Source organism: Clostridium frigidicarnis, assembly GCF_900111985.1.
GTDB classification, from domain to species: domain Bacteria; phylum Bacillota; class Clostridia; order Clostridiales; family Clostridiaceae; genus Clostridium_Z; species Clostridium_Z frigidicarnis.
The window spans coordinates 23,888-32,641 of record NZ_FOKI01000035.1 but is presented as its reverse complement, the minus strand read 5'-3'; the positions used below and the strand labels follow the sequence as shown (position 1 = coordinate 32,641).

8 protein-coding genes, 1 tRNA gene and 1 other RNA gene are annotated in these 8,754 nt (G+C 29.9%); 2 read left to right on the top strand and 8 right to left on the bottom strand.

Features of this window, described 5'->3' with window-relative positions; genetic code table 11:
• Positions 1-202: 202 nt before the first annotated feature.
• Both ffs and BM119_RS15770 read right to left on the bottom strand, forming a co-directional pair.
• An RNA gene (gene ffs, locus BM119_RS15775) (signal recognition particle sRNA large type) lies at positions 203-466 on the bottom strand.
• A gap of 3 nt (positions 467-469) precedes the next feature.
• Positions 470-559 (bottom strand) — tRNA-Ser (locus BM119_RS15770).
• A 408-nt stretch (positions 560-967) separates the two neighbouring features.
• Between BM119_RS15770 and BM119_RS15765 the strand changes: the two genes are divergently transcribed.
• Complete coding sequence (locus tag BM119_RS15765; protein WP_090042692.1) at positions 968-1,654, top strand: TIGR00266 family protein; 687 nt, start codon at positions 968-970, stop codon at positions 1,652-1,654.
• A 128-nt stretch (positions 1,655-1,782) separates the two neighbouring features.
• Here the strand turns inward: BM119_RS15765 and aroQ are convergent, their stop codons facing one another.
• The 4 genes from aroQ to aroB are packed head-to-tail and all read right to left on the bottom strand — an operon-like array spanning position 1,783 to position 5,622.
• On the bottom strand, positions 1,783-2,217 hold the full coding sequence (gene aroQ / locus BM119_RS15760) for a type II 3-dehydroquinate dehydratase (RefSeq protein WP_090042691.1): 435 nt from the start codon (positions 2,215-2,217) through the stop codon (positions 1,783-1,785).
• A 15-nt stretch (positions 2,218-2,232) separates the two neighbouring features.
• Positions 2,233-3,303 (bottom strand): chorismate synthase, encoded by a 1,071-nt coding sequence (gene aroC, locus BM119_RS15755; RefSeq protein WP_090042690.1) that lies wholly within the window; start codon positions 3,301-3,303, stop codon positions 2,233-2,235.
• A complete protein-coding gene (gene aroA / locus BM119_RS15750) occupies positions 3,281-4,561 on the bottom strand; it encodes a 3-phosphoshikimate 1-carboxyvinyltransferase (protein WP_090042689.1) in 1,281 nt (426 codons plus the stop codon). Before aroA ends, aroC begins: the two co-directional genes overlap by 23 nt.
• Positions 4,561-5,622: a 3-dehydroquinate synthase gene (gene aroB / locus BM119_RS15745; protein ID WP_090042688.1), complete on the bottom strand. Its 1,062-nt coding sequence runs from the start codon at positions 5,620-5,622 to the stop codon at positions 4,561-4,563. Before aroB ends, aroA begins: the two co-directional genes overlap by 1 nt.
• A 413-nt stretch (positions 5,623-6,035) precedes the next feature.
• Between aroB and BM119_RS15740 the strand changes: the two genes are divergently transcribed.
• Positions 6,036-7,091, top strand: a complete 1,056-nt coding sequence (locus BM119_RS15740; RefSeq protein ID WP_090042687.1) for a uroporphyrinogen decarboxylase family protein — start codon at positions 6,036-6,038, stop codon at positions 7,089-7,091.
• A gap of 206 nt (positions 7,092-7,297) precedes the next feature.
• On the opposite strand, the gene BM119_RS15735 is transcribed toward BM119_RS15740, so the two are convergent.
• Entirely contained in the window at positions 7,298-7,849 is a 552-nt protein-coding gene (locus BM119_RS15735) for a hypothetical protein (protein ID WP_090042686.1), read from the bottom strand.
• A 39-nt stretch (positions 7,850-7,888) separates the two neighbouring features.
• Complete coding sequence (locus BM119_RS15730) at positions 7,889-8,566, bottom strand: superoxide dismutase (protein WP_090042685.1); 678 nt, start codon at positions 8,564-8,566, stop codon at positions 7,889-7,891.
• Positions 8,567-8,754 lie beyond the last annotated feature (188 nt).

Here is an 8,754-nt window from a genome sequence, read left to right as displayed (position 1 = left end):
TAAACTCTTGCAACTTGCCACTTGTAATTTTTCACTCATTAAAGTTTTCAACTAAAAAATCTATATATTTTAATAGTTATCAAAGTTATCCACAGGTTTGTAATTTTATAATATCCTATAAAGTAAAAAATTACGGGATATTATAAAAAAATATAACAAAAAAGGAGATACCTAAATATCTCCTTAAAATTCTTAATTAAAACCGTGCACCTCGCTTCGACAATAACTCATAAGCGTTACCCACACAGTTAGCTCAAGCCAGATTGATCCACGGCACACGAAAATATCTACTTACCGCTGCTTCCTTCCGGATCTGACGGGGTTCATAGGTTTTCGTTGCGTGGGACCCAACTCTCAACACCACTTATGTGGGCCAGACCCTACGAATTAAGGCCTAGGCGAGGAATTCGACCCTGCTAAAGCGGATTGCAGGTACAGGGCACCGCTAGCTCCCCATCTAGCACGGCAATGGCGGAAAGAGCGGGATTCGAACCCGCGATAGAGTTGCCCCTATACACGCTTTCCAGGCGTGCTCCTTAAGCCGCTCGGACACCTCTCCATGTATTATTGCCATACTAATTCTTAAATTTGTTACAATGCTAATTATAATATACCTATTTGTTTAATGCAATAGTTTTTTGCTTATGATTACACTAATCACTATATTAATTTATTCAAATATTAGTATTTAATACTAATTTAAGATTATTTAATGCTATTTTAAGATTTAACTGACTATAATATTATTAATAGTATGATTCTTGTTTAGTTAAGGCACATGAAAGAAACTAACAAGTAAAGATGCCATGTATATTTCGTGCCAAACAAGGAGGTAATATTAGTTCATAGTAAAGGCTATGGGCTAATATTACTGACGCAGTATGATACGAAATAGACTAACATACTGACTTGTTATTTTTTGAATGTGCCTAATATTTTATGCCAATTATAGAAAGGATTGATATATATGCATTACTCAATTAAAGGTGATGCTTTCCCAGTAGTAATTTGTGAACTTACCGAAGGTGAATCACTAATAACTGAATCTGGAGCAATGGGATGGATGAGTGATAATTTTAAAATGGATACAAATATGAAGGGTGGGCTTATGGGTGGACTATCTAGAATGTTTTCTGGTGAAACATTCTTTTTAAATACTTATACTTGTTCTGTTGATATGGGAACAATAGCTTTTCCATCAAGTTTCCCTGGTAAACTTATTGCTAGACATTTAGATAATAATGAATCTGTAATTTGTCAAAAAGGTTCTTTCTTAGCTGGAAGCACTTCACTTTCTTTAGAAATTTATTTTAAGAAAAAACTTTCCACGGGATTTTTTGGTGGTGAGGGATTTATCCTTCAAAAGATAACTGGCCCTGGAATAGTGTTCCTAGAATTTGATGGCCATGTAGAAGAAATCAATTTAATGCCTGGTCAAAAACTTAAAGTTGATACTGGCAATGTTGCCATGTTTGAACCATCAGTTAATTTTGATATAGAAATGGTTAAAGGCTTTAAAAATGTACTTTTTGGTGGTGAAGGTTTATTCCTAACTACATTAACTGGTCCTGGAAAAGTATATGTTCAAAGTATGCCAGTAGGAAATTTAGCCGGTAAAATAGCTCAATATATGCCCATGGCTTCCGAAAAATAGTTAGGCACATAAAAGAAAATAACAAGTCAAAAATGCCATGTATACTGACTTGTTATTTTCTGAATGTGCCTTAATATCCCTAATTTAATAAAACCCCTTTAATAAACATTCTTAAAGGGGTTTCCCTTTTAATCTGTATAATTCTCCAGCGCATCTATTGCTAGAATATAGCCATAATGTCCAAAACCACATATTTGACCTATACATGCTGGAGCCGTAACAGATTTATGTCTAAACTCCTCCCTTTGATGTATATTACTTAAATGCACCTCTATAACTTTAATATCTATAGATTTTAAAGCATCATAAATTGCTATTGAATAATGAGTATATGCTCCTGGATTTATAATTATCCCATCATACTTTTCAAAATATGCCTTATGTATTAAATTTATAATTTCACCTTCAATATTACTTTGAAAAATATCTATATCATGATTTTTTTCTTCAGCTTTTATCTTTATTTCATTACATATTCCATCATAACTTTTAGTCCCATATATGTTTTTTTCTCTTATTCCTAACATATTTAAATTAGGACCATTAATAACCATTATTTTCATAAAGCTCCCCCTTATCTATATAAGTTCAGCAATAGCTATAGCACTTATTGCTTCTATTACAGGAATAGCTCTTTGTACTATACATGGGTCATGCCTTCCCTCTATAGCTAATTTTGTATTAATCTTTTCTTTAATATCTACAGTATTTTGTTCCTTTAATATTGATGCCGTCGGCTTTATTGCTACATTAAATGAAATTGGCATCCCATTAGTTATACCACCAACGATTCCTCCATTGTTGTTGCTTGATGCTTTAACAACTTCTCCATCATAATAATACTCATCATTAATCTGCGACCCATTAAATTTAGTTATATCAAAGCCTCTTCCAAATTCAATTCCCTTAACTGCTGGAACTGAAAATGCTAAATGTGCAATGGTACTTTCTAATGAATCAAAAAATGGCTCGCCTACACCACCACTTAATCCATTTATTATACATTGGATTACTCCTCCAACAGAATCTCCTTGTTTCTTTGCATTAAGTATCTCTTCTTTCATAAGACTTGCATTTTCATCATTTAATACTGCTAACCCTTTGTTTTTAAGCAATAATAATTTATCCATAGGTGGATTACATATATCTATTTCTTCATCACTTATATTTTTTATTGATTTTATTCGACTTACAATTTCAATGCCTTTATTTCTTAAAATTTCTTTTGCTATGGCTCCAGCTAGAACTATTGGAGCTGTGATTCTACCTGAAAAGTGTCCTCCACCTCTATAATCGTTAAAGCCATTATATTTTAAAAATCCACTATAATCTCCATGACTTGGTCTCATAACATGAGATAACATTAAATAATCTTTAGATTTTTTATCATTATTTCTTATGATTGCCGTAAGTGGTGTTCCTGTTGTATATCCATTAAAAAATCCACTAATTATTTCAAATTTATCACTTTCTTTTCTTGAGGTTGATATAGAGTTCCTACCTGGTGCTCTTCTCTCCATTTCATTTTCTATATTATTAAGATTTATTTTTAATCCACTAGGCAATCCATCTATAGTTACTCCTATGGCTGCACCATGAGATTCCCCAAATATAGATATTTTAAATTTATTCCCCCATATTCCACTCATTTAAATCCCCTCCTAAATACTTAAAATCATTAAAAAATCCAGGGTAAGATTTTTTTATACAATAAGGGCTTTTTAATATTAATGGTTCAATACATTTTGTAGATGCAATTGCTAATGCCATAGCTATTCTATGATCATCAAAACTTTCTACATTCCCCCCCTTAAATCTATTAACTCCATGTATTATTAACCCATCTTCTAGTTCATCTACTTTTGCCCCTATTTTATTTAATTCTTTACTTATTGCTGCCAATCTATCGCACTCTTTTATTCTTAATCTACCAATGTTGTTTATTGTTGTGGTCCCTTCACTTAAGGCCGCAACTACTGAAACTACTGGAATTATGTCTGGACACTGAGAACCATCTATTATTGAAGCTTTTAGTTTATTTCCTATTACTTTTAAACCATCACCTTCTTTTATAACTTTAGCACCAAACTGCTCTAATATACTTAAAATTTCTTTATCTCCTTGAAGAGAATTATCATCTAAACCTAAACACTTTACATCGCTACCAATAGCCCCTGCACATAAAAAGAAAGCAGCTTGTGAGTAATCTCCCTCAACTTCATAATCCCTACTTATATATCTTTGATTTCCTTTTATTATAAATTCCTTGTAATCATTATTTTTAATATCAATCCCAAAAGTTTTTAACATTGATATTGTTAAGTCAATGTATCCCTTTGACTCCATTTCTTTTGTTATTATAATTCTAGAATCCCCACTTAATAGTGGTAATGAAAATAAAAGTCCACTTATAAATTGCGAACTTATATTACCTTCCATATAAAAATCGCCACTAGTTAACTTCCCATCTATAGATAAATCAAGTTTTTCATTATTAAATGAATATTTAACCCCTATATCATCAAAAATTTTGTAATATGTATCAAGAGGTCTTTTTCCTAAATTTCCTCTTCCTATAAACTTTATTTTATTTTTATTAATTATTGATATTGGTACTAAAAACCTTAATGTTGATCCAGACTCGTTACAATCTATAACTCCGCCATTATTTTTAAGTGTATTTCTTCCATCCACAGTAATAGTATTATCTTTCATATTGATTACAGTTCCTAGAGCTTCCATAGCATTTATGGTTGCTATTATATCCTCTGAAAAATCCACATTAGTTATATTACTTACCCCATTACTTAATGAGGCACAAATTATTGCTCTATGCGCCATACTTTTAGATGGTGGTATTTTAACTTCTCCATTTAATTGTTTTGGATTTATTTTTAAAAAACTCATTACTTCACCTCTTGAAAAAACTCTAAACTACTCTTAACTATTTTTGCATCTCCTATTTTGTTTAATAATATTAAATTAAGTACATTATCCAAATTCTTTTTATCCAAAGAGATAGTTTCTAAAAGATCATCAAATTTTTCAAGGTTTATATCGCATGGCAAATTATACTTAATTAAAATTTTCTTGATTTTATTACTTTCATTTATATCTGTATAACCTTTATACTCACTTAATTTTGTAATTAAATACATTCCTATGGCAACAGATTCACCATGAGTATATTTTTCATAGTTATAATATTTTTCTATAGCATGCCCTATTGTATGTCCAAAATTAAGAATCATTCTCTCTCCAGTATCTTTCTCATCATTTTCAACAAATTGCCTTTTTATATCACAACATGTATAAATAATATCTTCCATAGAATTGATCAAATCATTTTTACAATTAAAACTCATTAAAGTATTAAATAATTTTTCATCTCTTATGCATCCATACTTTATTACTTCTGCCATTCCATCATAAAAAACTCTATTATCTAGGGAATTTAGCACATCAACATCTATTATTACAAGCTCTGGGTGATAAAATGCTCCAACTAAATTCTTGCCCTTATCTAAATCTACTGCAACTTTTCCTCCAATGCTACTATCTACTTGAGCTAAAAGAGTTGTTGGTATCTGTATAAATTTTATTCCTCTTAAAAAAGTCGCACTTACAAAGCCTGCTAGATCTCCTATTACTCCTCCACCTAGTGCAATTATTAAATCACTTCTAGTAATTTTAAAATCTAATAGCTTATTATAAACTTCTGTCAATATATTAAATGATTTGGTTTTCTCTCCTGGTTTAAGAATTATAAATTCAACCTTTTTATTACCACTTAAAAGTTGTTGTTTAATCTCTTTACCATAAATCTTATATACATTTTCATCAGTTATGATAGCAACTTTTTTGAACTTAAAATTTTCATCTAATATATTCTTTATTTTATTTCTTAATCCCTTTCCTATTAATATTTTATAGTTTTTATCCTTTAGATTGATATTTAAAGTTTTCATGTTGTTCCTCCAAATAAAATTTATCTAATGGCTACCACTTGCAACACCCCATCTTCTTACGATGTTGTGTGTATCAGTTGCCATGCCCTATATTAATTTATATACATTTAAACTCTTAATTTAATTGTTTCTTTTAATAATTATAACTCTAATGTAATTATTATTAACATAATATATTAATTTAGTTCAATATTAAATTTTATTTATATCCGCTGAAATCTACTACCTATTTTAAATAGATTCTGTATCATATATTCGTTTTTTCTATACAGAATTAATCTTATATACAAATATCTGATTCTTGTTGAAAATACCTTAAACTTATTGTGTTTAACTATTATAGTAATATGTGTGAGTAATAATTTATTTTTAAAGAATCACTTTATAAACAACATATTAGGGGGAATAATCATATGGACAGAAATTTTATCAGAACTGCTATGACTCCAAGAGAGAGAAGTGAGGCATATAAAAAAAGACAATCTTTAGATAGATATCCTTGTGGTCTTATGTTTGGTCCAGCTATGGCTGGATTTATTAATGTGAAAACAAAGGATTACTATCATTCTCCAGAACTTTTAGCCAAGCTAGATATAGAATTATTCAAAAAATTTAACCAAGATGGTGCTGGACTTTCTATTACATTGCATGGTATTGCTGAGGCTTTAGGAGCTGAAATTGCTTATCCTGATTATGGTATAGCATATTTAAACAAACCTGCAATATCAAGTTTAGATGATGTAAGTAAACTAAAACCTATAAATCCTTTAAAAGATGGTAGAATACCTACTGTTTTAAAAGGTTTAGCAATCGATCAAAAAGAATTGGGTGAATTTGTTGATGTTGGACTTTCTATAGCCGGTCCTTTTAGTTCAGCGGCATCTGTTGTTGGTACAAAAACCTTATTAAAAGGAGCATTAAGACGTCCTGATAAGGTTCATGAACTATTAGAAATAGTTACACAGTCTTTATTGAACATTATAGATGAAGCTTCTAAACTAGGGGTAAGTTTTTGTATACCAGATCCAGTTTCATCTACTACATTAATAAGCAAAGGATTATACGAAAAATTTTCTTTTCCTTATGTAAAGAGAATACAAGAAAAAGTTATTTCAAAGACTGGTTCAAGTGCAGCTATACATATATGTGGTAAAAGTAAAGATTTGTGGGATATGGTGGTTGAAACTGGATGTGACTGTTTCAGTATTGATAATATAGAAGATTTAGCAGAAGCAAAAAAACTTATAGGTGATAAAGTATGCTTAATCGGAAATGTCAGTCCTGTGGATATAATGAGATATGGTACAGAAGAAGATGTTATGAAAGATGCTAAGAAATGCATTGATAAAGCTTGGGATAGTCCAAATGGGTTTCTACTTAATACTGGTTGTGACTTACCAACTGGTACTCCTGTAGAAAACATGAATGCAATGCTAAATGCTGCTACTATATACAATCCATTTAAGTAAATACTAAAATAGAAATTCATCTAAACAAAAGCGAGGGTTAAGCAACGCAAACTAGCAGATTGCTAACGCTTAACCCTCACTTTTTTAGATAAAAAAATAAATATTTAATTTTTAGTAGAAGTAACGTTTTTTAACTAAGAACTCTTACTGTTTATCTGATAGTTTGCCAACGCTTATTCTTCTATTTTCATTAGACAAATTTATTATTAATCTTCATTTATAGATAGCTCTATACTTCCTAAATCCTCATTATTCTCTACACCTCTAAATGTAACATTAACCTTCGTTACTGGTTTTTCCGCTTTATAAATCATTTTTACAGTTTTATCTTTTCCTTTTGATATTGCCATAGGAGATTCTCCACCTTCATAGTTAGATGTAAACTCTAAAACCGTGTTACCTTGATCCTTCACCACGAAACTACTAGGTGTAATTTCTATATCTTGGTTTATATCAACATTCTTATATTTATATTCTATACAAACCCAGTTATTCATAGATGATGTATTATTTGAATCTATATATTTATGTGCTCCATAAAATGATAAAGCATATTCTCCACCTTGATAACTAAATAACTCTTCTTTGTCTTTTTCAAATACTTTTGTTTTTACTGCCTGTGGTGGATTTATAGGTCCTCCTTTTTCAATTGGAGGATTAGGTACATTAGGATTATTAGGTTCCTTTGAAGTACATGCTGTTAAACTAATGCACATTATTAATATACTTATTAAAACATTGACTTTTTTCATATACATGCTTAATCTCTCCTTAATTTATAACTCTATTTTCATAAATTATTCTTTATATAGTTCTTCAGCTTTGTTCCAGTTAACAACATTCCACCAATTATCTATATATTCCCCTCTTCTATTTTGATATTTTAAGTAATATGCATGTTCCCATACATCTAGTGCCAATATAGGTTTCAAATCTAAAGCAACAGGTGTATCTTGATTAGCTGTGCTTATTATTTTAAGATTGCCATTACTATCTTTTACAAGCCACGCCCATCCTGAACCAAATCTATTTAAAGCAGCATTTCCAAATTCTTTCTTAAAATTATCTAATGATGAAAATTCTTTTTCTATAGCCTTTAACAATTCCCCATTAGGCTTCATATCTTTTTCTGGAGTCATGATGTCCCAGAAAAACGTATGATTATAATCTCCTCCAGCATTATTTTTTACTGGTTCTTGTATTTCTTTCGGTAAACTATCTAAAGATTTTATCAGCTCTTCAAGTGTAAAATTATAATATTTAGGATATTTTTCCAAGGCCTTATTTAAATTATCTACATATGCTCTATGGTGCTTATCGTGATGTATCATCATAGTTCTTTCATCTATGTATGGTTCTAAAGCATTGTAATCATATTTTAATGGTGGCAATTCAAACTTTTTTTCAGTCTTTGCAAAAGCAGTTGAAGATACTAAACTTAAAAATATTAATATGAAACTCAATACCTTTTTCATTATAAATCCTCCCTTATCTTATAGGTATTTTTTATTTAAAACTACTTCTATTATTTAAAGTATCCAATTCTTTAACAATTTATTTTATTATCTAACGAAAATTATTTTCCAATATTTTCTCTATTAGTTAAAATAAAAAAGCTGTAAAATTAGTAATGCTAATTTCACAGCTTTTTATTATTTAAATT